The sequence below is a fragment of the Janthinobacterium sp. Ant5-2-1 genome (assembly GCF_001445815.1).
Taxonomy (GTDB): Bacteria; Pseudomonadota; Gammaproteobacteria; order Burkholderiales; family Burkholderiaceae_D; genus Janthinobacterium; species Janthinobacterium lividum_E.
The window spans coordinates 19,513-42,279 of the sequence record NZ_LNCE01000046.1; the positions used below are offsets into that span (position 1 = coordinate 19,513).

The window sequence follows — 22,767 nt, forward strand, 5'->3', positions numbered from 1 at the left end:
ATGCCCGCCTCGCGCGGCCGTTTTGGAAACGGACACGCGAGGATAGGGGTATCAGGGGCGCACGTCAAGCCCTATTGGCTTCTAGTTGCCTTCCAAGAAGCTTTTCAGCTTGTCGGAGCGCGATGGGTGGCGCAGCTTGCGCAGCGCCTTGGCTTCAATCTGGCGGATGCGCTCGCGCGTCACGTCAAATTGCTTGCCCACTTCTTCCAGCGTGTGGTCGGTGGACATCTCGATGCCGAAACGCATGCGCAGCACTTTGGCTTCGCGTGGTGTCAGGGAATCGAGCACGTCCTTGACGACGCCCCGCATGGACGCGTGCAAGGCTGCGTCGGCTGGCGCCAGGGTATTGTTGTCCTCGATGAAGTCGCCCAGGTGGGAATCGTCGTCGTCGCCGATCGGCGTTTCCATCGAGATCGGTTCCTTGGCGATTTTCATGATCTTGCGGATCTTGTCCTCGGGCATCTCCATCTTGATCGCCAGGGTGGCCGGATCGGGTTCCGCGCCCGTTTCCTGCAGGATCTGGCGCGAGATCCGGTTCATCTTGTTGATCGTCTCGATCATGTGCACGGGAATGCGGATCGTGCGCGCCTGGTCGGCGATCGAGCGCGTGATGGCCTGACGGATCCACCAAGTCGCATAGGTCGAGAACTTGTAGCCGCGGCGGTACTCGAACTTGTCGACGGCCTTCATCAGCCCGATATTGCCTTCCTGGATCAGGTCGAGGAATTGCAGGCCGCGATTCGTGTATTTCTTGGCGATCGAAATGACCAGGCGCAAGTTGGCCTCCGTCATTTCGCGCTTGGCCTTGCGCGCCTTCATTTCACCGGCCGCCATCTGGCGGTTGATGTTGCGCAAGTCTGGCAGCGGCAATACAACGCGCGCTTGCAGGTCGATCAGGCGCTGCTGCAGTTCCTTGACGGTTGGAATGTTGCGGCCCAGGATGGCGCTGTATGCGTGTCCTGCGTTGACTTCGCCATCGACCCAGTCGAGGTTGGTTTCATTGCCCGGGAAAACCTTGATGAAGTGGGCGCGCGGCATGCCGCAGCGGTTCACGGCCACGTCGAGGATCTGCTTCTCGATATGGCGCACTTCGTCGACCTGGCCGCGCAGGGTGTCGCACAGCTTTTCCACGACCTTGGCCGTGAAGCGGATGCCCAGCAACTCTTGCGATATGGCTTCCTGCGCCTTGGCGTAGGGTTTCGAGTTGTAGCCTTCTTTCTCGAAGGCGCGGCGCATCTTGTCGAATTGCTGCGAAATGATGGCGAATTTTTCCAGCGCAGTGCGTTTCAGGGTTTCCAGCTGCTCGGCCGAGAAGCCGGCGGCGCCCGAAGCGCTCGCTTCTTCTTCCTCTTCTTCTTCCTCTTCTTCCGCTTCGCCCTCTTCCTCGTCTTCTTCGACGGGCGCGGCCACGACAGGGGCGGCGGCGACCGGCTCGTTTTCATCGACGAGGCCGTCGACGATTTCGTCGATCTTGATCTCTTCGTTGGCGATGCGGTCGGCGGCGGCGATGATTTCGGCGATCGTCACGGGGCAGGCGGAAATGGCCTGGATCATGTCTTTCAAGCCATCTTCGATGCGCTTGGCAATCTCGATCTCGCCTTCGCGCGTCAGCAGCTCGACCGAGCCCATTTCGCGCATGTACATGCGCACGGGGTCGGTGGTGCGGCCGAAGTCGGAGTCGACGGTCGACAGTGCGGCCTCGGCTGCCGCTTCCGCCTCGTCGTCGCTGGTGACGACGGCAACGTTATCGGACAACAACAACGTTTCCGCATCGGGCGCGTGCTCGTAGACGGCGATGCCCATGTCATTGAAGGTACCGATGATGCCTTCGATGGCTTCCGGATCGACGATGTTTTCAGGCAAGTGATCGTTGATTTCCGCGTAGGTCAGGAAACCGCGTTCCTTGCCGAACTTGATCAGGGTCTTGAGTTTCTGGCGCCGGCGCTCAAGTTCTTCCTCGCTCGCTTCCGTGTCGGACGAGAACGCGTCCTTCAGCAGTGCGCGCTCTTTCGCCTTGCGGTCCTTGGCCTTGGCCTTGTCGACGGCCTTCAGTTCGGCCCGCTCGACGGCGTTCAGGGCGGCGACTTCATCATTTTCTGGCTGGAATTCTTTTGGCTTGCGGCCGCGGCGGCCTGGCACTTTTACCGACGGCAAGACATAACCGGACGTATCGATCGCGGCCAGGGTGGCGGCGTCGGTGGTCTGGCTGACCACGGGCGCGCTGGTGACGCGCGCTTCTGGCCGGTCGAGCGCCTTTTCGGCTTTCGTGGTAACTTTAGTGGGCTTTACAGCCGCTTTGGATTCGGGTTTCTTGATTGGCACAGGCGCTTTCGATTACACAACGACTTGCTTTACGGTGGATTAGGATAAAGTTTGCTGCCAGTTCCCTGTCTACCTGCGGGAACCACCATCTTCGAACCTGCCGACAACGCAAATTCGACACTGTTACGTTACTTACACCTCATCGGCCACGATCCGCGGGAAGCGCAGCAATTCCTGTCCACCGGCTGTTGCCAGCCGCCTCGGCAAAAATTCCTGCATCGACCGCGTTGGGAGCGAGAGCCTGGCGCGGCTTGCCAGCGTCTGCGAGCCTTGCCCGCAACGCCGAAAGCGCCCGTTGGCCCTGGCTGCCGACACGATCCACCGCGCCGATCAAGAGCCTAACTTACTGAAAACAAATACTATTTACGAAACAGAACTAGCTTGCCAAAGCACACAATACTTAGCATTTAATTATAGCACGCGAAAAATGTTTTTCCAGTGCGCGCCATACCCTCAGGGCAAGGTTAGCGATTCACCAACTCGGCATCGCGCTCGCGCTCCAGCGCCCCCTGCTCCTGCATGATTTCGCGGTAGCGTACACCAATTTTCTCCGATGGCAAACCCGAGGCAAACAATTGCTGCAATTCCGCCTTCAAGGCATTCAATTTGATCTCGCGGATGGTGCTTACCAGCCACGACAATTCGCTGTCGTAATCGGATTCCGTACCAGCCGCGATCTCGCCGATGATCTCGTCGTATTCGCTGCCCAGCTCCTTCAACTGCTGCGCCAGCGCGGCAAAACTGCCGTGCTCGCCCAACGCCTGCCCCACGGCCACCAGTTGCCCCAGGCTGTGCGCCGCATCGGGCCCCAGGTGCTGGAAGGCGGCCAAGGCGGCCTCATCGATGCGCATCGTCAGCGGCGGATGCGCCACCAGCATGCGCATGATCTTCAATTCCAGACCGACAGGCACGGGGCGGCCCGATTTCGGCGGCGCGCGGTGCGCCACGGCAACGGGCTTGGCCAGCTCGAACAGGGCTTCGATCTCGGCCGGCGTGGACTGCGTCAACTGGGCCAGGCCGCGCACGATCTGCAGGCGCAGGGACGACGGCGCCATCAGCTGCAGCAGCGGCTTGGCGTCGAACTGCACGCGGGCGCGCCCTTCCGGTTCCGACAGGTCATGCTCGCCCGACACTTCTTTCAACAAGAATTGCGACAGCGGCATGGCTTCATGCACCTGCTGTTCAAACCCCTCGGCGCCGAATTCGCGGATATAGCTGTCCGGATCGTGTTCCGACGGCAAGAACAGGAATTTGATGGTTTTATTGTCCGACACGTGGGCCAGGCTCGCTTCCAGGGCGCGGCGGGCGGCGCGGCGGCCAGCCTTGTCGCCATCGAAGCTGAAAATCACGTTATCCGTCTGGCGCAGCAGTTTTTGCACATGGGTGGGCGTACACGCCGTGCCCAGGGTCGCCACTGCCTGCGGGAAACCCATCTGCGCCAAGGCAACCACATCCATATAGCCTTCCGTCACCAGCACGTAGCCCGCGTCGCGAATGGCCTGGCGCGCCTCGAACAAGCCATATAGTTCGAATCCCTTGGAAAACAAGGGGGTTTCCGGCGAGTTCAGGTATTTTGGTTCGCCATGGTCGAGCACTCGGCCGCCAAAGGCGATCACTTGTCCCTTGGTATTGCGGATCGGGAACATGATGCGTTCGCGGAAACGGTCGTAGCGCTTGCGGTTATTGCCCTCTTCATCGACCTTGTCGATCACGAGACCGGCTTCGGCCAGGGCCACCACGTCGTATTCAGGGAAGACGGAGCGCAGATTATCCCAGCCGCCGGGCGCGAAACCCATGCCGAAGCGAGCGGCCACTTCGCCCGTCAAGCCCCGGTTCTTCAGGTAGGCGATGGCTTCGGGCGCGTGACGCAATTGTCCACGGTAATAATCGCAGGCCTGCGTCATGGCGTCGGACAGGGCCAGGCTTTGCGCCTGGATCTGCGCCCGCTGGGCCGGCGGGATCTTGTCGTCCGCTTCCGGCACGACCATGCCCACGTTCTGCGCCAGGTCCTTGACGGCGTCGACAAAGCCCATGCCCGAGTACTCGATCAGGAAGCCGATCGAAGTGCCATGCGCGCCACAGCCGAAGCAGTGATAGAACTGCTTGGTGGGGCTGACGGTAAAGCTGGGCGACTTTTCACTGTGGAACGGGCACAAGCCCATGAAATTGGCGCCACCTTTTTTCAGTTGCACATAGCGGCCCACGACATCGACGATATCGACGCGGTTGAGCAAATCGGAAATGAAGGATTGAGGTATCACTGGCTAGGGCGGGTCTTGTTATAGGTCAGACTATACTACCGCACGCGGCCTGAGGTTGAGCCAGGTCAACGTGTGGGCTGTTATTAACAGGCTGCCAGCGCGACGGCTGGCAGCCCTTGCTACTATTGTTGCTTACGCTGCCGGCGTCAAGGCTTTCTTGACCAGGGCGGACACCACCGTCATGTCGGCGCGGCCAGCCAGCTTCGGCTTGACGATGGCCATGACCTTGCCCATGTCTTGCGGACCGGCGGCGCCCGAGGCGGCCACGGCGGCAGCCACTTCGGCCGCCACTTCTTCGTCCGACAGGCCGGCAGGCATGTAGCCCGCCAGGTGCACCAGCTCGGCTTTTTCGATGTCGGCCAGGTCGGCGCGGCCACCGGCTTCGAACTGGGTGATCGAATCCTTGCGCTGCTTGATCATCTTTTCCACGATGGCCGTCACATGGGCATCCGTCAGTTCGATGCGTTCGTCGACTTCCTTGCGCTTGATTTCAGCCAGCAACAGGCGAATCGTGCCCAGCTTGCCCGCTTCCTTGGCGCGCATGGCGTTTTTCATGTCTTCGGTAATTTGTTCTTTCAAGCTCATGGCAATCCTCGTGTTGGTAAGTAGGGTTCGATGCTCGTGCAGGCACTCCAAGCAGGCGGCCACAAAAGCGAAAACCCGCTGCGGCGAACCGGAGCGGGTATGCGACTCATCTGAAGTATCACTCCAGGCGAATCAAAACAAAACCCGTGGCGAACAATGCGCCGAACTACCCGGGTTGGTTTTGACTGAACAGTCTTAGAATAATTTTTTCGGCAGTTGTTGGCTGCGGATGCGTTTGTAATGACGCTTGACAGCAGCTGCCAGCTTGCGCTTGCGCTCAGCTGTTGGCTTTTCGTAGAATTCGCGAGCGCGCAATTCGGTCAGCAGACCCGTTTTTTCGATGGTGCGTTTGAAGCGACGCATTGCGACTTCGAACGGCTCGTTTTCTTTAAGGCGAATAGTGGTCATGTAAAATTCAAACCGTTGAGGTGGTGTATAGGAAGAGATAGATAGTAGCAGCTTTTATTCGGAAAGGGAAGCCCCTCCCCCACTTGCGTGCGGCATGCAGCCTGCGGTCGCTGCCGGAATGTGGCGTAAACCACGCACCGGGGTGGCGCACCGGGCGCCAGAACCCCATCTTACAGAGTAGCTTACTGCAAGGCAATACCTGCCGCCACGCCGGAAGCCCAGGCCCACTGGAAGTTGTAGCCGCCCAGCCAGCCCGTCACGTCGACAGATTCGCCGATGAAATACAGGCCCGGCACTTTATTGGCCATCATGGTCTGCTGCGACAGCTCGCGCGTGTCGATGCCGCCGCGCGTCACTTCCGCCTTGCGGTAGCCTTCGGAACCGTTCGGCACGATGGACCAGGCATTGATGGCCTGGCCCAGCTTGCGCAGCTGCGCATCGGGCATGTCGGCGATGCGCGCGTCCGGCGCCAGGCCGTTGACGGCCAGCAGGCAGTCGGCCAGGCGTTGTGGCAGCCATTGCGCGACGATATTGCCCAGTTGCTTCTTCAGGGTGCCCTTGCCTTCGATCAAGGTCTGCGCCACGTCCACTTCCGGCAGCAGATTGATGACGATGGGTTCGCCCGGCAGCCAGTAGCTGGAAATCTGCAAAATCGCCGGACCCGACAGGCCGCGGTGCGTGAACAGCAAATCTTCGCGGAAACGCGCGCCCGTCGCCTTGCGTCCTTTCAGGCTGCCTGTTTCCACATCCACTTCCAGGGCGATGCCGGACAATTCCGCGAACGGCGCCCAGCTGGCCGCATCGAACGTCAGCGGCACCAGGGCCGGACGCGGCTCGACCATCGTCAAGTCGAATTGCTTGGCGATGCGGTAGGCAAAATCCGTGGCGCCGATCTTCGGGATCGACAGGCCGCCCGTGGCGATGACGACGCTGGCCGTCTCGATGTCGCCGCTATCGGTCTGCAGCACGAAGCCGCCATCCGCTTGCTGGACAACATTGTCGATCTTGCACGGCATGCGCCAATGCACGCCGCCAGCGGCGCACTCGTCCTTGAGCATGTCGATGATCAGCTCGGCCGATTCATTGCAAAACAGCTGGCCCTTGTGCTTCTCGTGGTAGCCGATCCGGTATTTTTTCACGAGCGCGAGGAAATCCTGCGGCGTGTAGCGCGACAGTGCGCTCTTGCAGAAATGCGGGTTTTCCGAGAGGAAATTTTGCGGGGTGGCATTGATATTGGTGAAATTACACCGTCCACCACCCGAGATGCGGATCTTTTCGGCCAGCTTGGCCGCGTGATCGATCAACACCACGCGCTTGCCTTGCTGGGCGGCAACAGCCGCACACATCATGCCGGCCGCGCCCGCGCCGATCACTGCCACATCAAATTGTTTTGCCATAAGAATTCCGGTCACCGCTGATTACAAAGACGCCATTGTAAACTGCGGCGACGCGGCTAGCGCGGCCGTGCTGCAATCTGCCGCGATGTCGTCAAGCATTGCTCCACCTGCTCGGCGATCGACGGCGGCACGGGCACGTCGCCGCGCAGCACGGCCGCGATCCAGGCCGCCGTCGTGGCTGCGTCGCGCTCGGCCGGCAAATGTGGCAACTCTTCCACCAGCAACTGCTTTTCCACCAGTACCGTACGCTCCACGCCATGGAACCAGTCGATCTGCTGCGCCTTGTTGGCGTTGGCCACCGTTTCTCCCTCCGTGCCGCGCATCAGGAAAGCGTCGCCGCGCGCGGGATCAGAGGCGGTGAGGAAATATTCGCCGAGCATTTCCAGGTATTCCGGATGCGTGTACGACACCAGGCGCAAGGCGGGACCGGCGAACGGCTGCATGATTTTCACCAGGGTGTGCGTGGAATTGCGCACGCCCAGCACGCGCCGCAACGACAGCATCCAGGATAAGCGCGGCGCCAGCGATGCTATGGGCAGGAAGGCGGCTTCGCCGCGCGCCATGGCGGCCTCGGCTTGCGCATGGTCCGTGGAAGCGGGCACGCCCAGCGCGGCCAGCACTTCGGCCGTCGTGATGCGGCCCGGGTCGCTGGTCACGCCATGCACGAGCACGGGTGCGCCCGCGCGCGCCAGCAGCAGCGCCAGCAAGGCCGTCAGGTTGGCCATCTTGCGCGCGCCGTTGTAGCTGGGAATGATGATCGGCGCAAATTCACCGGCCGGCGCGGCCAGCGGGGCAAATGAGGCTTCGGCCGCGTCGAGGAAGCCGGCGATCTCGTCCACGGACTCGCCCTTGATGCGCATCGATAACAAAATGCCGCCCAGCTCCAGGTCCGACACGCGGCCCTCGAGCATGGCGCGATACAGGGCGTGGGCATCCATGCGCGTCATGCTGCGCGCGCCGTTCTTGCCGCGTCCTATTTCCTTGATGAAACGTGCTGCGGGGAATGGCTCACCGGCCACATCGGTATGGGGTATGGAAACAGTCGTCATGGCGCCAGCTTACACGGATTTTAGCCCTTGCAGACGGGCTGGCAGGCGGCTTGGGCGAGTATGCAACAGTCTTCCAAGTTCTTTTTTGAATGAATCCGCATCGCGGCTGCATCCAAACGCGCCACCGCTGCGTATAAGACTGCACAGGGGGACTCATCATGGAACACGCGATCAAACGGGAAACGGCCTTCGTCGGCATCGAAACGAGCAAGCTGCTGCTGAAAGCCGTGCTGCTCTCGGGCAACGAAGTGCTGTGCAAGGTGCTGGAAAACGACGTGGCCGGCTACCGCTGGCTGCGCAGCTGGCTGCAAAGGAACGACGTGCCCGTCATGGGCTTGCGCGTCTGCATGCGCCTCGATATGCCGTACAGCGAGACGCCGGCGCGCATGCTGGCCGACATGGGCATGGTGGTTTGCGATGCCCAGCCCGCGCATCTGGCAGACTATCTGCGCGGCCAGAGCTTGCCCGATGACGCGGCGCACAGCGCCGTGGTGCTGGCCAACTACTGTGCGCACAGGCGCCCCGCGCGCTGGACGCCGCCCTCGCCCGCCTACGTGGAACTGCGGCTATGGCTGCGCCGCCTGCACGCCATCGAAGGCGTGCGCCAGCAGGAATCGGCGCGCCTGAATATGCATCTGCAGGCCGGCCAACATGCGCTGCACGCCCTGCTGCGCCAGCAGATCGCCTGCCTGGACGCACAGATACGCCAGCACGAAAGCGCCATCCTCGCGCATGTGCGGCGCTATCCCGGCCTGCCCCGGCCGCCCGAACTGGCCGGCAACTACCAGCGCATCGCCCGCTACAACGTTGGCGCCAGCCTGGCCGGCGGCCATTGAACGCACGGGGGCCGGCAGCGTGCCGGCCCTGCCATAAAAACAACTGAACCATTGCCGTTTTGGCCCCATCCCCGCCGCCAGGCCGCATTTCCGCTACACTATTGCCTCTTAAAGAACGCAATCGCGAAAGCCGAGCCAGAATCATGAATACGCCAGACATCGAAAATATCAACGTCACCTCTTTCGCGCCCATGCCGACACCGGCCGAACTGCACGCCAAGCTGCCCCTGTCGGAAAGCGCCTTCGACACCGTCAGCCGCGGCCGCGAAGCGCTGCGCAACATCATCGACCGCAAGGACCAGCGCCTGTTCGTCGTCGTCGGGCCATGCTCGATCCACGACCCCGTTGCCGGCCTCGATTACGCACGCCGCCTGAAAGCGCTGCAAGAGGAAGTCAAGGACACGATGCTGCTGGTGATGCGCGTGTATTTCGAAAAACCGCGTACCACCACGGGCTGGAAGGGATACATCAACGACCCGTACATGGACGATTCGTTCAAGGTCAACGAAGGCATGGAAAAGGCGCGCCAGTTCCTGCTCGACGTGTGCGAACTGGGCCTGCCCACCGCCACCGAAGCGCTGGACCCGATCTCGCCGCAATACCTGGGCGACCTGATCGCCTGGACGGCCATCGGCGCGCGCACGACGGAATCGCAGACGCACCGCGAAATGTCGTCGGGCCTGTCGACCCCGGTCGGCTTCAAGAACGGCACCGATGGCGACATCAGCATTGCGGTGAACGCGATCCTGTCGTCGGCGCATCCGCACTCCTTCCTGGGCATTAACGGCGAAGGCAATGTCGCCATCGTGCGCACGCGCGGCAACGCGTATGGCCACGTCGTGCTGCGCGGCGGCGACGGCCGTCCGAACTACGATTCCGTGTCGATCGCCATCGCCGAACAGGCGCTGGCCAAGGCCAAGCTGCCGGCCAACCTCGTGGTCGACTGCTCGCATGCGAACAGCTATAAAAAGCCGGAACTGCAACCGCTGGTGATGGCCGACGTGGTCAACCAGATCCGCCAGGGCAACCGCTCGCTGGTGGGCGTGATGATCGAATCGAACATCGTTGGCGGCAACCAGAAGATCCCGCAAGACCTGTCGCAACTGACCTACGGCTGCTCCGTCACCGACGGCTGCATCGACTGGGACACGACGGCAACCATGCTGCGCGATGCGCATGCACATTTGGTCAATCGCCCAAAATAATGCCGGCGATGTTGTCGGATTACGGCGCTTTGCGCCTAATCCGACCTACGAATTGAACCGCGTAAGCCGACACCACCACGCGGCATATCACGCCATCTGCACATGCGGCAGCACGGCGAACGATCCCGCCAGCGCCTGTTCCGCCTTGCTGGCCGGGATATTGAGTTCATTGACGTCCAGGTAAATGCGTCCGTCCAGGATGCGCACGGCGTACAGGCGCGCCATGCCCTGCACGGGCGCCACCAGGCGGCCCGAATCGAGCTCGATGATCCAGCTGTTCTGCGGCCCCATCAGGTTTTTCTCCATCAGCACCCCATGCGACAGCGGGCCGCCCAGGCAGGGCACCGTGTCAAGGAGCGCGTACACCGTATCGTCAGCTGCGCGAAACAGCGCCACGCCGGGTAAATCCTGCCACGCCAGGCCCCGCTGCACCATACGCGCACCCGCCAGCGGCATGTCCTTCAGGCGGCAAATCATTTTCCATTGTTCCGACATCGCTAGCTCCCTCGAGAAAGGTACACGCTTGCATAAGCAAGAGCGGTGCCAGTGCCGTCACAGGCGCAAAGCGGCCAGAATCCCGGGCAAAACCGGTCCGCGCCGCACTGCGCAAGTGCACACTGCCGCCGAAATGGTGCGCCGGCCGCACGGTGGACTGGCCGGCTTTCCTTTACAATGGCGGATTACTCCTCCCTATTTAGCACCTTCATGATTGTTCTTGGCGTCGAATCCTCCTGTGACGAAACCGGCCTGGCCTTGTACGACACGCAACGCGGCCTGCTGTCGCACGCCCTCTATTCGCAAGTCGCCATGCACGAGCAATATGGCGGCGTGGTACCGGAACTGGCGTCGCGCGACCATATCCGCCGCGCCATCCCGCTGCTGGAAGAAACCCTGGCCAAGGCCGGCATCACCCTGCCCGAAATCGACGCCATCGCCTACACGCAAGGCCCTGGCCTGGCCGGCGCGCTGCTGGTCGGTTCCTCCGTTGCCTGCAGCCTGGGCCTGGCCATCAATAAGCCGGTGCTGGGCATCCACCACCTGGAAGGCCATCTGCTGTCGCCCTTGCTGGCGTCGGAACCGCCGGAGTTCCCCTTCATCGCCCTGCTGGTCTCGGGCGGCCACACGCAGCTGATGCGCGTCGATGGCGTGGGCCAGTACACGATGCTGGGCGAAACGCTCGACGATGCGGCCGGCGAGGCGTTCGACAAGTCGGCCAAGTTGCTGGGCCTCGGCTATCCGGGCGGCCCCGCCATTTCGCGCCTGGCCGAATTCGGCGACCCGCTGGCGTATAAACTGCCACGCCCCATGCTGCACTCGAAGGATTTCAATTTCAGTTTCTCGGGCCTGAAGACGGCCGTGCTGACCGTGGTGAAAAACCATGAAGAAAAAGTCATCGCGAATATCTGCGAGCAGGACAAGGCGAATATCGCGCGTGGCTTCGTCGACGCCATCGTCGACGTGCTGACGGCCAAATGCGTGTCGGCCCTCAAGCACACGGGCTTGAAACGCCTGGTGATCGCCGGCGGCGTGGGCGCCAACGCGCAATTGCGCGCCTCGCTCAACGCGGCCGCCGCCAAGAAGCGCTTCAAAGTGTATTACCCGGAGCTGGAATTCTGTACCGACAACGGCGCTATGATCGCCTTTGCCGGCGCCATGCGCCTGCAGATCAATCCCGACGCCGCCAAGCACGATTACTCGTTCAACGTGCGCCCGCGCTGGCCGCTGGACGAGATCCGCGAAGTCTGATCACTTCAGCAGGAAGTTGCGCGCGCCCGCCAGGGCCGCGCCCTCTTCCACTGTTTCATCCTTCAATTCCACGCCCGACAACTGCCGGCTGAACGCCTGCGACAGCAAATAGTGCAGCCGGTACGCCGCCTGCGCATACGCCAGCCCCTCCGGGCGCACGTTCGAAATGCAGTTGCGGCGCTCGTCCAGCAGCCCCACCTTGGGCGCCCACGTCAGGTACAGGCCCAGGCTGTCCGGGGAACTCAAGCCCGGGCGCTCGCCGATCAGCACCAGCACTGCCTTCGCTTGCAGCATTTGCCCCACCTCGTCGCCGATGGCCACCCGTCCTTGCGCCACGATGTGCAGCGGCGACAGCGTCCACGCCTCCAGCGCCAGCCGTTCGCGCAGGGCGGCCAGGAACGGCGCCGCGTGGCGCTGCACGGCCAGCGCCGACAGGCCGTCGGCCACCACCAGCGCCAGATCCACACCCTGCGCCGAGGCCGCCAGCCGCGCCCGTGAAGCGTCGTCGAGCCGGCGTCCCAGGTCGGGCCGCTGCAGGTAGTCGGCGCGCGTGGCGGCCGCGCTGTGCAGCTGCACGCAGTCTTGCCCTTGCGCGGCCAAGTCGCGCGCGAGGACCTCGCCGTCGAGCGCCAGGTGCACGGCGTCGCGCGCCTGCGCGTGGGCCAGCTGGAACGCCAGCTGCGCCTTGGTCGGCACGCTCACGCCGCGCCGTCCCAACGCGATGCGCGCCGCCGTATGCGCGCGCAGCGCCTGCCAAGGATAGTTTTCATCCATGCGTTCTCCCTAGTCGTCCAGGCGCAGCAGGGCCGCCTGGAAGGCCGGCGCCAGCGCTTCGCTCAAGCGGTCCTGCCCATCCGTGATCCGCATGCGCGCCAGCCAGGCCGCGAATTCCGGCGCAGGGCGCAAGCCCAGCACCCTGCGCGCATACAGGGCGTCGTGGAACGAGGTGCTCTGGTAGCCAAGCATGATGTCGTCCGCGCCCGGCACGCCCATGATGAAATTGCAGCCGGCCACGCCCAGCATGGTCAGCAAGGCGTCCATGTCGTCCTGGTCCGCTTCCGCATGGTTGGTGTAGCACACGTCGCAGCCCATGGGCAGCCCAAGCAGCTTGGCGCAGAAATGGTCTTCCAGCCCCGCGCGCATGATCTGCTTGCCGTCGTACAGGTATTCGGGGCCGATGAAGCCGACGACGGAATTGACCAGCAGCGGCTGATACGCACGCGCCACCGCATACGCGCGCGCTTCGCACGTCTGCTGGTCCATGCCCTGGTGGGCGCCCGCCGACAGGGCGCTGCCCTGCCCCGTCTCGAAATACATGACGTTGTTGCCCACCGTGCCGCGCCCCAGCGACAGGGCCGCCGCCTGCCCCTCGGCCAGCAGAGACAAATCGATGCCGAAGCTGCGGTTGGCTGCCTGCGTGCCCGCCACCGACTGGAACACGAGATCGACGGGCGCGCCGCGGCGGATCGCCTCGATCGTATTGGTGATGTGGGTGAGCACGCACGACTGCGTGGGAATCTGGTACTGGTCGATGACGGCGTCGAGCAGGTGCAGCAGCGACACCACCTGCGCCACGTTGTCGGTGGCGGGATTGATGCCGATCACGGCGTCGCCGCTGCCCAGCAGCAGGCCATCGAGTATGGAGGCGGCAATGCCTGTAGCGTCGTCCGTCGGGTGATTCGGCTGCAGCCGCGTGGACATGCAGCTTTCCAGGCCCAGAGTATTGCGAAAGGCCGTGACGACCCGGCACTTGCGCGCCACCAGCACCAGGTCCTGCAGGCGCATGATTTTCGAGACGGCGGCCGCCATTTCCGGCGTGATGCCGGCTGCGACGCGCGCCAGCGTTTGCGTATCCGTCGCGTCATCCAGCAGCCAGTCGCGAAAGTCGCCCACGCACAGGTGCGCGATCGGCGCAAAGGCGGACCGGTCATGGCCATCCATGATCAGGCGCGTGACTTCGTCGTCTTCGTACGGCACCAGCGCCTCGCTGAGGAAGAGCGGCAGCGGCACGTCCGCCAGCGCCAGCTGCGCCGCCACCCGCTCCCGCGCGCTGGCTGCCGCCACGCCTGCCAGCACGTCGCCCGAACGCAGCGGCGTGGCCTTCGCCAGCAGCTCTTTCAGGCTGGCGAACGCATAGGTATGACTGTCTATCGTATGGCTGAAGCGGGGCATGGTTCGGTTCCTCCCATGCCCATTCTACGCCAGGCTACAGGCTGCGCAGCGCCCCTTCCAGTTGCGGATAGCGGAAAACAAAACCGTCGGCCAGCAAGCGGCGCGGCGCCACCCTTTGACCTTCCACCAGCAAGTCGGCCTGCTCGCCCAGCAAAGCGCGCATTAGGAAGGCCGGCGTGGGCATGACACTGGGGCGGTGCAGCACGGCCCCCGCCACTTGGGCGAAGCGGCGCTGCGCTATGGCTTCCGGCGCGCAGAAGTTATAGGCGCCGCCCACTGCCTGTTCTTCGCTGCGACGCGCCAGATGGGCGATGCCGCGGATCACGTCGCGCACATGCACCCACGTGACCCACTGCTTGCCGCTGCCCAGCGGGCCGCCCACGCCGAAACGGACCGGCAGCAGCATTTGCGGCAGCGAACCCTGGTGGCCGAAGACGAGGCCAAAGCGCATGCAGCCCACCTGCACGCCATAGCGTTCCGCCTGGCGCGCTGCCGCTTCCCACTCCTGGCACAGCTGCGACATGAAGATGGCTTGCGGCGCACTCTCCTCCGTCAATTCCGTGTCGTCGCCTTGCGGCTGCACACCGTAGTAGCCGATGGCCGACGCCGACAGCAGTACCCGTGGCTTGTGCTGCGCACGGGCGATCCACGCCACCAGTGCCTGCGTCAGCGCGACCCTGCTGCGGCGCAGGGCCGCCTTGCGCGCGTCCGTCCAGCGCTTCCCGACGATGCGCGCGCCGGCCAGGTTGACGACCATGTCGATGCGCTGCGCATCCGCCAATTCGTCGAACGACTGGATGCAGCGCACCTGGCCGTCGAACATCCACGCGGCCTGCTTGGGCTGGCGCGTCAGCACCGTCACGGCATGGCCGTCGGCCAGCAAGGCGCTGACCAACTGCTGGCCGATGAAACCCGTGGCGCCCGTCACCAGCACGGACTGCGGCGTGCTGGCAAAGCGCAGGTGTTCCTCTTGCTCTGCCGTCTCCTGCACCTTGCGCCGTCCCAGCTGCCACACGGCATACGCGTCGCGCAGTCCGGACAAGCCCACGCCCACGCCGCACAGGGCAAGGAAGACGCTGAGCCAGCCATACGGCTGCCACACGAGGGCCGTCGGCAAGGTCGCCCATTCGCTGCTGTTCAACGCCAGCAAGGCGATAAATGCGCCCGCGTTAATCGCCAGCACCGTGTGCGTGACCCGCTCCGTGGCGGGCAAAAGGCGCGTCTGGTCTTCGACGACGAAGTCCCACAAGGTCAATACGATTTCCACGCCAAACACGATGACCAGCGCCCAGGCCCAGGCGCCATGCCACTCCCATGCCGCCAGGCCCACGAACAGCAGGCTGTAGATCAGGGCGCGCGTTGCGTGGATCGTCAATTCAAGGCGCGCCGACGCCTTTTGCGGCAGCGCCTCCGTGATTTCATGGTGGTAGATGGTATCGAAGGCGCCCAGGCAGCCTTGCGCCGCCATCAGTTGCAGGGCCAACAGATGCGTATTCATGGTGTCTCCTTGTGATTTTGCGGTGCGGCCGATTCGCGGAACACGCCCGCCTGGGTGAACGTGGTGCCGAACAGGGCGTGGCGGATCTCGATGCGGATGTTGAACTGCTGCGGCGTCTCGTTGCGGTGGCACAGATAGGTCTTGCCGGGCGTGAGCATGCCCGGCAGCGGCAGGCGCCAGCCGAAAAGATCGAGAAAATAGCCGTCGCTGGTGAAGTGCAGATTGCCGTCCTCGACATGCAGCACCAGCTTCATGCCCAGGCCCATGCCCACGTATTCGAGAACTGCACCTGTCGCGCTTTCCGCCATGTAGGAGGTGAAGCGGATCGGCGCGCGCCCATGCAGGCGGTAGGTGCGCTGCTTGAAGATGAAGGGGCAGCCGGGGCGCGAATAGACTTCGATATCGACTGGGAAATCGTGATCGTCATGCGGGATCAAAGCGCCGTCAATGAAGGGGCGCGTCAACCAGCCGAGGAATTTTCCCAGGCGCGAGCTGGTGAGTTCACTGAGCTCCCCACGGTAATACAGGGGCTGGCCCGGCGCGGGATTTTTCTCGAAGCGGCGGCGGATGTCCGGGTGCAGCGTGAGCCACTGCGCACCCATCACCTTCTTGAACAGCTCTCCTTCCGAGGGGCCGTTCATGATTTTGCGCGCTTGCCAGGTTTGTCTTCCGGGCTGAGGAACTTGGCCACCTTGCCCCCCATCGACAGCATGCGCTGCAGGGTCGCTGGCGGCAAATTCTTGTAATCGCTGTAGGTGCTGCTGAGCATTTCCAGGAAGGCCAGCACTTCACCCATGCGCTCCAGGGTGGCCGGTGGAATGGCCGCATCGTGCTCGCCCTCGATCGCGCATTCACGCAGCACCGTCAGCGTGGGATCGATCTCGCGCCGCTTGCGCTCCTCCATGATGACGCGGAAGATTTCCCACACATCCTGCAGGGCGACGAAATGGTCGCGCCGGTCCCCCATCACGTGCGTGATGCGCGCCAGGCCCCAGCTTTGCAATTCCTTCAGGCTGTTGCTGACGTTGGACCTGGCCACGTTCAGGCTGGCCGCGATGTCTTCCGCCGTCAGCGGTTCATTCGCCAGGAACAGCAGCGCGTGGATTTGCGCCACCGTGCGGTTGACGCCCCAGCGCGTGCCCATCTCGCCCCAGTGAAGGATATATTTTTGCGTGGTGGGACTCAGTTCCATGATTTTCTCTTATTTCTGTCGTTACAGAAATGTAAGACCAAACGGAAATCGAGTCAAGGACGATTCATCACGTGCGGGCGGGCGGCTGGCCCATGGCACGCAGGAACTGCTGCTGCGAGGCGTGCAGCTGGCCGTAACCGAGTTCGCGGTACACGAGGCCGTGGCGCGGCGCCAGTTCGGCCAGGATGCGCGCCAGCGCCGGGTAGTGGCGATGATTCCAGGTGGGGAACAGGTGATGCGTCAGGTGCAAGTTCAAGCCACCGAGCCAATAACCGAGCCAGCGCAGCGCGCGCGGTTTCGGCGTCCAGTCGCAGGCCGTGTAAAACGTGTGCTGGTACCAGTCGTGCGGCAAGGTGCCGTCCTCGCCCGGCTGAAAGAATTCCACTTCGGCCCAGTGCGTGCCGAGGATCAGCGCCACCAGCGCGCACGAGGCGATCATCTGGCCCAGGAAATACGCGCCCAGCACCACGTTCCAGGCTATGCCGTGCTGCTGCAGCACCCACATGGGCAGCGCCAGCACCAGCGCCACGTGGCCCAGCTTCCAGCCGAGGAACGACAGCCAGCCGCGCCAGCCCTGCAAGCGGCTGTGCGCGGCCACGGGCGTCTTGCCGAAGCGGTCCAGCCAGTCGCCATACCAGTTCAGGTACGGCAGCGACAGGGCCGCCACCACGGGCCAGTACAGGTATTGATAGCGGTACTGGGGCGACCAGCGCTGGAACGGCGTCTGGCGCAGGAAGGGGTTCGGTTCCGTATCGAGGTCATAGCCTTCCACGTTCGCATACGTGTGATGGAAGTGCACGTGGCGGATGGTCCAGAAATCCGTATCCACGCCCACGGGCAAGCCCACCAGGCGTATCAGCACGCGGTTCAGGAAGCCCCGGCGGAAGACGGCGCTGTGAGCCGCGTCGTGCAGGGTATTCATGGCCAGCGCCATGGCCGCGACCAGGCAGGCGACATAGCTGGCGACAAACGGCCAGGTGCCGTCGGCGTTCAAGGCCAGCGCATACAGGCCCACCGTCAGCGCGGCCAGGAACACGGTTTTCGCATGCAGGCGCGCGTCGCCGAAGCGGTGCGTTCCTTCATCCGCCAGGTAGGCGTCGGCGCGGGCGCGCAATTCGCGGCGGAAGGCGGAATCGCGGGCGGGCCGGAAGCGCAGCGGCGGCAACGAAGGTACAGGCTGCGTCACGCGCGCGTCCCCGCTGCGGCAGGCCACCACAGGCGGCGCGCGCCATCGAGGCCATGCGCCAGCAGCGCGGCCAGGAAGACCATGCCCCACACATCGCGCGCGCCATACCAGCCCAGGTACAGGGCCGGCATGGCCAGCGCGATGGCCACCCAGGCGATGGCGCCCCAGCGGCGCGCATCCGACAAGCCGCCCAGCGCCAGGGTGCCGCCGAAAATCAGCGCGAACAGGATCGCCTGCTGCGCGCCGGCCAGCACCGCTTCATGGTTGACGTAATAGATCACGAGGCCAAACAAAATCACGCCGCCGATGCCGATGAACAGCTCGGGCACGTGGAAAGTGCCGCGCGACTGCCAGTGGGGAAAGCGCGCGCGCAGCCATTTAAACAGTTTGCCGTTGCTGGCCAGCAGAGGGTTGTGCGTGGGCGTCATGCCCTTCACGCCATAGCGCATTTCCACGCCCTCGAGTTCGGGCTGGAAGCTGCCGAACAGCCTGTCCCACAGCAGCAGGGTGCCGCCGAAATTGCGGTTGATGTAGCGTTTGTCCGTGCCGTGGTGCACGCGGTGGTGCGACGGCGTGACCATGAATTTATCGAGGATGCCGGATTTGTTTACCAGCGCATTGTGGTTGTAGAACTGCACCGTGTAATGCAGGGACGAGACGACGAGGAAGATTTCCAGCGGCACGCCCAGCACGGCCAGGATGGCGATGAAGGGGAAATTCGTCAGCGACGAATACCAGGAATTGCGCACGCCCAGCGACAGGTTGAAATGCTCGCCCTGGTGGTGCACCACGTGCACGGCCCACAGCAAAGGAATCTTGTGGTGCAGCCGGTGCATCCAGTAAAAGCACAGGTCCCAGGTAAAAAACGCGAAGATCCACTGCACCGCCACGGGCCACTGGTCGACGACGTGCAGGTTCGCATGGCGCAGCAGCAGGGCGAAGGCCGCCACCTCCACGCCGCGAAATACCCACATCAGGATATGGCCGGAATTGAGGTTGAAGATCACGTCCTTCCACGGCACGGGTGTCTTGCGTACCCATTTAAGTATCAAGAGTTCGGCCAGCACGAAGGCCAGCATGATCAGGAACGACAGGGCAAATGGATTCATCATGGTGCGGTGTTGATGGAAACGGCGCGGCGGGCAGCCAAGGATACCTGCATTTTCGCCAGCATGCCGCCAGCGATGCCAACAAACAGGCCGGCGGCCAGGTCGACGCTCACGTGCCGGCGCAGCGCGATGATGGCGTAGCAGATGGCCACGCCCAGCACCAGGGCCAGCGCGGAGCGCAGCAGCTGGTATTTGTCGCACAAGGCCCACACGCACAGCAATGTCAGGGCGCCGTGCAGCGAAGGCAGGCAGTTTTGCGTGGAGTCCGCCGCCTGCAGCATGCGCAGCGCCTGCGTGCTCCAGGCGCTCCCCTCGCCCACGGGCGGATAGGCGAGCGTGGTCGGATACAGCAGGAAGACCACGCCGCAGATGACGGCGGAAAGCGCCATGGCGCGCGCCAGCCAGCGTACCCTCGCCGCATCGGCTGTCAGGTAGGCGTACGGGATCAGGATGAAGAAAGACAGATACAGCCAGATGGCAGAGTCGCTGTAGGGAATGGCGCGGTCGATGGCCGTTTCCGGCAGCAGTACCCCCTGCCCTTGCAGCAAATCGCTGGAAAAATACACGAGGCCGACGCTGCCCCAGCCGGCCAGCAGGTGCAGCAGGCGGGAATACAGCGTCATGGTGTCTACAGATTTCATGCGGTGGCAAGGCGCCGGATGCGGCGCCGTTTCATGGTGGGATCAAAGGAAGGCAGCTCACTGCTCGCCGTCCAGGCCAAGCTATCGACAGCCACGCCCAGGCCCTGCAGCACCGTGGCCAGATGCGCGCGCAGGGCGGCCAGGCCGGCGGCGTCCAGCGCCGCGTGCAGTTGCAAGGCACTATCGTCCGTTTGCACCAGGCGGTAATCGGCATCGGCCGGCAAGGCTTGCGCAAACGCGCGCGTCAACACGTCGGCAAACACGGCAACGGTTTCACCGCCGTTCGCCGATGGCAAGGATGGCAAGAACAGCATATCGTCGCAGCGCCCTTCGATGCCATCGATGGCGCGCGTGGCGCGGCCGCATGGGCATGGCGTGGCGCGCGCGAGCAGGATGTCGTCCAGGCGGTAGCGCACGATGGGCTGCGTGATGCGCGTGAAGTCGGTAATCACTGGCACGAAGCGCCGCTGCTCACCATCGAGCCACTGCGGCTCGATGTGCACATACTCTTCGTTCAAATGCAGCACGCCGTGTTCGCAGCTGCTGGCGAGGAAACCCTCCGTAGCCTGGTAGATTTCATGCACGGCGCCAAATGCCTGCACGATCAGCGCGCGGTCCTGCGCTTCCAGCACTTCGGCGACCGAAATGACTTTTTTCGGCGCCAGCGCCAGGCTGCCGTCGATGACGCGCAGGGCCAGCTGGCGCAGCACCTGGGCCGGCGCGACGATGACGGATGGCCGGTATTGCGCCAGCCGCGCGCACAGCGCATCGAACGGTTCGAACAGATCGTAAAAAGCAAAGGTCAGCCAAGGCGAACGCACGGCCGTGTACAGATTGCTGTTCGCGCGCAGGAACAGCGCGACCCGTTCGCCGGAGAACAGGCCGTCGGGCAGCGCCTTGGCCAGCATCACGCCCGCCCATTGGGCTTTTTCGCGGGGGCTGACGGTAAACACGGCGCGCCGCGACGAAGTGCCCGACGACAGGCCCACCGTGATGTCGCCCACGGCCGGCGTGAAGTCGCGGCTATGCTCGGCCGCCATGGCCGCGTCCATCGCCTGGGCCAACGTGATTCCTGCTGTGTTCATGGCGTCGAAATGCTCGAGCATCAGCGCCTTGTTCATCGTCGGCCAGGCATCGAGCGGCAAGTTGCGGTATGGAGCAAAGTAGCGGCTGCGCGCGCACAGCACATCGATGAAACGGGCCAGCTGCTGTTGCTGGTAGGCGTCCAGCTGCCCGCGATCCGCAAAGCGCAAGCGGCGCGTGCGCCAGTACGACAGCAACAGCCAGACGATACGCTTCACGGGCGGCCCGCCACGGCAATGTAGTCGGCCGTATCTTCGTGCGTGATGCGGATCTGCGCATTGCCCGACCGGTGCAACTGATGCAGCCGGTTCAGGGTGGCGTAATACGGCGCGCGCTTGTGCTGGATGATGAACGACAGTTCCGACGGTCCGCGCAGCTGCTGGAAACTCTCCGGCACCCAGGCCGCATCCGACGCCAGCAAGGTCCAGCCGCCGTCCTGCAGCACGAAGGCGCCCAGATGGCCGATGGCGTGGCCGGGCAAGTCGACGATATAGATTTCTCCCGTGCCGCTGACGTCGCGCCCGTGCGTGAATGGCAGCAGGGCCGCCGGCAGGGCCGTCTCGGGCACGCTTTCGACAAAGCTCAATCGGTCCGCAATATCGGTCGGCAGCAGCTCGGGCACGAAGGCCTGGCGCACGGCGGCCACGCCGGACAGGCCGCGCACGGCATCCCAGCCCGTTTTCGAGGCCATCAGCCGCGCGCCGGGAAAGTCGCGCAGGCCGGCGATATGGTCGGCGTGGAAGTGCGACAGCAGCAGGGTGTGGATGTCGCCGGGCGATACGCCATGCGCGCGCAGCTGGCCCTGCAGCGACTCGTTCTCGTCGAAGAAAATCGGCGTCACCCACGCATACATGCGGTACACGCCTTTCGACGTGGCGGCGCGGAAGTGTTCGGCGTAACCGGTGTCCCACAGGTACAGGCCCGCGCGCGTCTCGAGCAGGTAGGCGCGCGAGGGGAAGCAGCGGCTGGCCAGCCCGCTGCCTTTCAGGACCATGCACGAAGGATGGGTGCAATGGCCGACGCGAAACGCGGTAATCCTAGCCATTGCGCTCCTTGCCTACCTTGTGCGCCGCCGCCTCCTGGCGCATCCACTGCGCCGTGCGGGCGATGCCGTCCTGCAGGCTGACGATGGGGCGGTAGCCGAGCACCTTGCGCGCCTTGGCGTTATCGAGCGTCATGTCGAAACTGAGCGCGCCGATGCTGTAGGGCGTCAGCGATGGCTCGCGGCGCGTGAAGCGCGAGGCGAACTGCATCAGGCGCGCGACCACCGCCAGCACGCGGTAAGGCACGCTGACGATCTCGAACGGCTGCTGCAGATGGTCGCAAAACAGGGTGCGCAAGATGTCGCACAGGCGCGCCGGCTCGCCATTCGTGATGTTGAAGGCCGCGCCGGAAGCGATGGTCTTGTGCACGGTGGCCAGCCACATCGCATGCACGACGTTGTCGACATAGGTGACGTCGATGGTGGCCGCGCCGCCGTTGGGCAGCGGCAGCTTGCCGCCGCGCTCCCGCAGCACCCTCGCCAGGCGCGGAATCAACACCTGGTCGTGCGGGCCGAAGATGGCGCGCGGGCGCAGGATCACGCACGTCATGCCGCGCTGGCGGTCGACGCACTCCTGCACCAGCTTTTCCGCCATCGCCTTGCTGCGCGCATACGCGTTGACGAAGGCGTCGGGGCGGAAGGTTTCCGGCACCTCGTAGCGGTTGCGGTAGTCGAAATAGATGGCGGGGGTGGAGATGTGCACGAAGCGCGCCACGTGCAGGCTGGCGGCCGCGCGCAGCAACTGGGCCGTGGCCGTGACGTTGGCGGCGATGAAGTCGCGCTCCGCGCCCCAGGGCGACGACAGCGCGGCGCAGTGCCAGACGGCGTCCATGCCGCGCACCAGTTCGTCGACCTGGCGCGGCGTGGCTTGCGCCAGATCGAGCGCGACAAATTGCGCGCCCATGCGTTCGAGTTCGCGGCCCACGGCGGCGTTGCGGCCCGTGGCGCGCACTTCCACGCCCTGCGCCAGCAGGGTGCGCACGGCATTGCGCCCCAGCCCGCCCGTCGCTCCCGTGACCAGAATCCGCCTCATCA

General features: G+C 63.9%; 21 protein-coding genes. 3 read left to right on the top strand and 18 right to left on the bottom strand.

From position 1 onward, the window contains the following. Positions 1-81: 81 nt before the first annotated feature. The 6 genes from rpoD to ybiB form a co-directional block, all read right to left on the bottom strand. Positions 82-2,322, bottom strand: a complete 2,241-nt coding sequence (rpoD, locus tag ASN89_RS14990; RefSeq protein WP_046686139.1) for an RNA polymerase sigma factor RpoD — start codon at positions 2,320-2,322, stop codon at positions 82-84. 464 nt (positions 2,323-2,786) lie between these two features. Then, positions 2,787-4,583 (bottom strand): DNA primase, encoded by a 1,797-nt coding sequence (dnaG, locus tag ASN89_RS14995; RefSeq protein WP_034746977.1) that lies wholly within the window; start codon positions 4,581-4,583, stop codon positions 2,787-2,789. Between the two features lie 132 nt (positions 4,584-4,715). Further along, the gene (locus tag ASN89_RS15000) at positions 4,716-5,168 is read right to left on the bottom strand and encodes a GatB/YqeY domain-containing protein (RefSeq protein ID WP_058049818.1); all 453 of its coding nucleotides are present in this window, start codon (positions 5,166-5,168) and stop codon (positions 4,716-4,718) included. A 195-nt stretch (positions 5,169-5,363) separates the two neighbouring features. Continuing rightward, complete coding sequence (gene rpsU / locus ASN89_RS15005) at positions 5,364-5,576, bottom strand: 30S ribosomal protein S21 (RefSeq protein WP_008451879.1); 213 nt, start codon at positions 5,574-5,576, stop codon at positions 5,364-5,366. Positions 5,577-5,758: 182 nt separating this feature from the next. After that, a complete protein-coding gene (locus ASN89_RS15010; protein ID WP_058049819.1) occupies positions 5,759-6,973 on the bottom strand; it encodes an NAD(P)/FAD-dependent oxidoreductase in 1,215 nt (404 codons plus the stop codon). A 56-nt stretch (positions 6,974-7,029) separates the two neighbouring features. Continuing rightward, positions 7,030-8,022 (bottom strand): DNA-binding protein YbiB, encoded by a 993-nt coding sequence (ybiB, locus tag ASN89_RS15015; protein ID WP_058049820.1) that lies wholly within the window; start codon positions 8,020-8,022, stop codon positions 7,030-7,032. A gap of 158 nt (positions 8,023-8,180) precedes the next feature. On the opposite strand from ybiB, the gene ASN89_RS15020 reads away from it, so the two are divergent. Further along, positions 8,181-8,858 (top strand): hypothetical protein, encoded by a 678-nt coding sequence (locus tag ASN89_RS15020; RefSeq protein ID WP_058049821.1) that lies wholly within the window; start codon positions 8,181-8,183, stop codon positions 8,856-8,858. Between the two features lie 143 nt (positions 8,859-9,001). After that, positions 9,002-10,063 (top strand): 3-deoxy-7-phosphoheptulonate synthase, encoded by a 1,062-nt coding sequence (locus ASN89_RS15025; RefSeq protein ID WP_046686144.1) that lies wholly within the window; start codon positions 9,002-9,004, stop codon positions 10,061-10,063. An 87-nt stretch (positions 10,064-10,150) separates the two neighbouring features. On the opposite strand, the gene ASN89_RS15030 is transcribed toward ASN89_RS15025, so the two are convergent. After that, positions 10,151-10,558 carry a nitrite reductase (NAD(P)H) small subunit gene (locus ASN89_RS15030; protein ID WP_058049822.1) on the bottom strand — a complete coding sequence of 136 codons (408 nt, stop codon included), beginning with the start codon at positions 10,556-10,558 and terminating at the stop codon, positions 10,151-10,153. A 210-nt stretch (positions 10,559-10,768) separates the two neighbouring features. Here ASN89_RS15030 and tsaD point away from each other — a divergent pair, with 210 nt between their 5' ends. Continuing rightward, positions 10,769-11,809 carry a tRNA (adenosine(37)-N6)-threonylcarbamoyltransferase complex transferase subunit TsaD gene (gene tsaD / locus ASN89_RS15035; protein WP_034779881.1) on the top strand — a complete coding sequence of 347 codons (1,041 nt, stop codon included), beginning with the start codon at positions 10,769-10,771 and terminating at the stop codon, positions 11,807-11,809. Here the strand turns inward: tsaD and eutC are convergent, their stop codons facing one another. The 11 genes from eutC to ASN89_RS15090 form a co-directional block, all read right to left on the bottom strand. After that, positions 11,810-12,583: an ethanolamine ammonia-lyase subunit EutC gene (gene eutC, locus ASN89_RS15040; protein WP_058049823.1), complete on the bottom strand. Its 774-nt coding sequence runs from the start codon at positions 12,581-12,583 to the stop codon at positions 11,810-11,812. Between the two features lie 9 nt (positions 12,584-12,592). Further along, positions 12,593-13,981, bottom strand: coding sequence for an ethanolamine ammonia-lyase subunit EutB (locus tag ASN89_RS15045; protein ID WP_058049824.1), 1,389 nt, complete (start codon positions 13,979-13,981; stop codon positions 12,593-12,595). Positions 13,982-14,015: 34 nt separating this feature from the next. Further along, positions 14,016-15,479 carry a TIGR01777 family oxidoreductase gene (locus ASN89_RS15050; RefSeq protein WP_058049825.1) on the bottom strand — a complete coding sequence of 488 codons (1,464 nt, stop codon included), beginning with the start codon at positions 15,477-15,479 and terminating at the stop codon, positions 14,016-14,018. Continuing rightward, positions 15,476-16,120, bottom strand: a complete 645-nt coding sequence (locus tag ASN89_RS15055; RefSeq protein WP_058049826.1) for a DUF4166 domain-containing protein — start codon at positions 16,118-16,120, stop codon at positions 15,476-15,478. Before ASN89_RS15055 ends, ASN89_RS15050 begins: the two co-directional genes overlap by 4 nt. Then, a complete protein-coding gene (locus tag ASN89_RS15060; protein ID WP_046686150.1) occupies positions 16,117-16,671 on the bottom strand; it encodes a GbsR/MarR family transcriptional regulator in 555 nt (184 codons plus the stop codon). Before ASN89_RS15060 ends, ASN89_RS15055 begins: the two co-directional genes overlap by 4 nt. 67 nt (positions 16,672-16,738) lie before the next feature. Beyond that, the gene (locus ASN89_RS15065) at positions 16,739-17,857 is read right to left on the bottom strand and encodes a fatty acid desaturase family protein (protein ID WP_058049858.1); all 1,119 of its coding nucleotides are present in this window, start codon (positions 17,855-17,857) and stop codon (positions 16,739-16,741) included. Beyond that, positions 17,854-18,969: a sterol desaturase family protein gene (locus ASN89_RS15070; protein WP_082654588.1), complete on the bottom strand. Its 1,116-nt coding sequence runs from the start codon at positions 18,967-18,969 to the stop codon at positions 17,854-17,856. The genes ASN89_RS15065 and ASN89_RS15070 overlap by 4 nt, the downstream gene beginning before the upstream one ends. Next, positions 18,966-19,589, bottom strand: coding sequence for a phosphatase PAP2 family protein (locus ASN89_RS15075; protein ID WP_058049827.1), 624 nt, complete (start codon positions 19,587-19,589; stop codon positions 18,966-18,968). Before ASN89_RS15075 ends, ASN89_RS15070 begins: the two co-directional genes overlap by 4 nt. A 14-nt stretch (positions 19,590-19,603) precedes the next feature. Next, positions 19,604-20,908: a F390 synthetase-related protein gene (locus ASN89_RS15080; protein WP_058049828.1), complete on the bottom strand. Its 1,305-nt coding sequence runs from the start codon at positions 20,906-20,908 to the stop codon at positions 19,604-19,606. Continuing rightward, on the bottom strand, positions 20,905-21,735 hold the full coding sequence (locus tag ASN89_RS15085; protein WP_058049829.1) for an MBL fold metallo-hydrolase: 831 nt from the start codon (positions 21,733-21,735) through the stop codon (positions 20,905-20,907). Before ASN89_RS15085 ends, ASN89_RS15080 begins: the two co-directional genes overlap by 4 nt. Continuing rightward, positions 21,728-22,765: an NAD-dependent epimerase/dehydratase family protein gene (locus tag ASN89_RS15090; protein WP_058049830.1), complete on the bottom strand. Its 1,038-nt coding sequence runs from the start codon at positions 22,763-22,765 to the stop codon at positions 21,728-21,730. The genes ASN89_RS15085 and ASN89_RS15090 overlap by 8 nt, the downstream gene beginning before the upstream one ends. Positions 22,766-22,767 lie beyond the last annotated feature (2 nt).